The sequence below is a fragment of the Kitasatospora sp. NPDC091257 genome, from assembly GCF_044757675.1.
GTDB classification, from domain to species: domain Bacteria; phylum Actinomycetota; class Actinomycetes; order Streptomycetales; family Streptomycetaceae; genus Kitasatospora; species Kitasatospora lactacystinica.
The window spans coordinates 1-1804 of record NZ_JBIVVI010001534.1 but is presented as its reverse complement, the minus strand read 5'-3'; the positions used below and the strand labels follow the sequence as shown (position 1 = coordinate 1804).

The window sequence follows — 1804 nt, the reverse complement described above, 5'->3', positions numbered from 1 at the left end:
GGGGGCCGTTGGGCCGGCGGTGGGGGCGGGATCGTCGGTGAGGAGGACGGTCAGGCCGGCGGGCAGGCGGGTGCGGGCCCGGGTCTCCTGCTCGGTGACGACAACCGCGGCGCCGGTGGCGGCCAGCAGCTCGTGGAGGCGTTCGGCGGGCCAGGCAGGGTCCAACGGCACGTAGGCGTATCCGGCGAGCAGGGCACCCAGGGTGGCGGCGGCCTGCTCGCAGCCGGGCCGGCACAGCACGGCGACGAGTTCCCCGCCGGGATCGGCGGCGGTGATCCGGTCGGCGATCTGCCGGGCCGCAGCGGCGAGTTCGCCGTAGCTGGTGCGCTCGCCGTCGCAGACGATCGCGGTGCGCCGCGGGGTGCTGTGGGCCTGCTCGAAGAACGGCTCGTGCAGGAGCCGGTCGCCGCCCAGCGGCTCGGCGAGCTCGGGCGCCGGAGCGGCTGCGCCCAGGCGGGGGCGGTCGGGGGCGGCGGGGTCGTCGATCAGGGTGCGCAGCTGGGCTTCGTGGTCCTCCAGCATTGCCTGGACGAGGCCGTCGGGAAGTCGGCCGTCGACGGTGTCGAAGTTGATCACGAAGCCGGCGGCGGCCTGGTAGGTCTGGTAGTCGAGCAGGACCTGCGGGGTCTGGCCGATTCCGAAGCCGATGACGCCGGGGAACGGGGTGTCCGGCGCCGAGCCGGCCACCTCCAGGTCGAGGGTGCTGGTGAACACGACGGGCGCGGCGGCCTCGGTACGGCCTCGGGCCTGGCTCAGGTCCCGCAGAACGTCAACTCCGCTGTAGCGGGCGTGGTCGAGGTCGGCCCACAGCTGGCGCTGCAGCGCGCGCAGCCGGCCGGCGAACGTCGGCGCTACGCCCAGGTCGATGCCGGTCAGGACCGTGGAGGTGAAGTCGCCGACGATGCGGTTGATCTGCGGGTGGACGTCGGGCCGGTTGTAGATGGTGGTGTTGACCAAGAAGGCGCTGCTGTTGGTGAAGGTGCCCAGGGTCTCCGCGAAGACGGCCATCAGCAGCGCGGACAGCGTCGCGCCGTGGGCGGCGGCGACGTGGCGCAGCGCGGCGAGGTCGCCGGCGGGCAGGCGCAGCTGCAGCCGGGAGAACCGCGGGCCGCCGGCCGGGTCGGCGGATTCGGGCAGGAGCGGCAGCGCGGGCGGCGCGGGCAGCGCCGGGAGTTTCGCCCGCCAGTAGGCGCGGTCGCGCTCGTAGCGCGGGCCGGCGGCCAGGGCGGGCAGGTGGGCCACGTAGTCGGCGAACGTCACCTCGAGCGCGGGCAGTTCGGCGCCTGGGTCCTCGTAGAGGGCGCGGGCCTCGCGGTAGAGGATCTGCCAGCTCAGCGCGTCGCCGATGAGCAGGTCGAAGCTGAGGCACAGGCGGGTGGCGCCGCCGGGCAGCAGGGCCGCCTCGATGGTGAACAGCGGCCAGGTGCCGGTGTCGCGGCGCGGGTGGGCCAGGCGCTCGCGCATCCGGGCGAGCTCCGCCTCGACGTCGGCGTCGGCGCGCAGATCGGTGGTGTGGATCCGGTAGGGCGGGACGTCGGTCAGGATCTGCTGGCGGCCGTCGGGGGTGGTGACGGCGCGCAGCATCGGGTGACGGGCGATCAGGGCCTGCCACACGGCGGCCAGGCGTTCCAGGTCGACCTCGGGCAGGTCGGCCTCGGTGTAGAGGTGGGAGTCGACGCCGCCGAGGTCGAAGTCCGTGCTGCGCCCGGTCCAGTAGGCCTGCTGGATGCCGGTCAGTGCGAACGGCTCCCCGGTGTCGGCGGGCGGGGCGGGGGTGAGCTGTGGCAGCGGGTCGGGGGCGGGG

The 1804-nt window shown here is 74.9% G+C and carries 1 protein-coding gene; it reads right to left on the bottom strand.

Translation table 11 applies throughout. The features are described from left to right. A partial coding sequence (locus tag ACIQOV_RS40015; RefSeq protein ID WP_401055872.1) for a condensation domain-containing protein occupies nt 1-1804 on the bottom strand: 1804 nt, incomplete at both ends.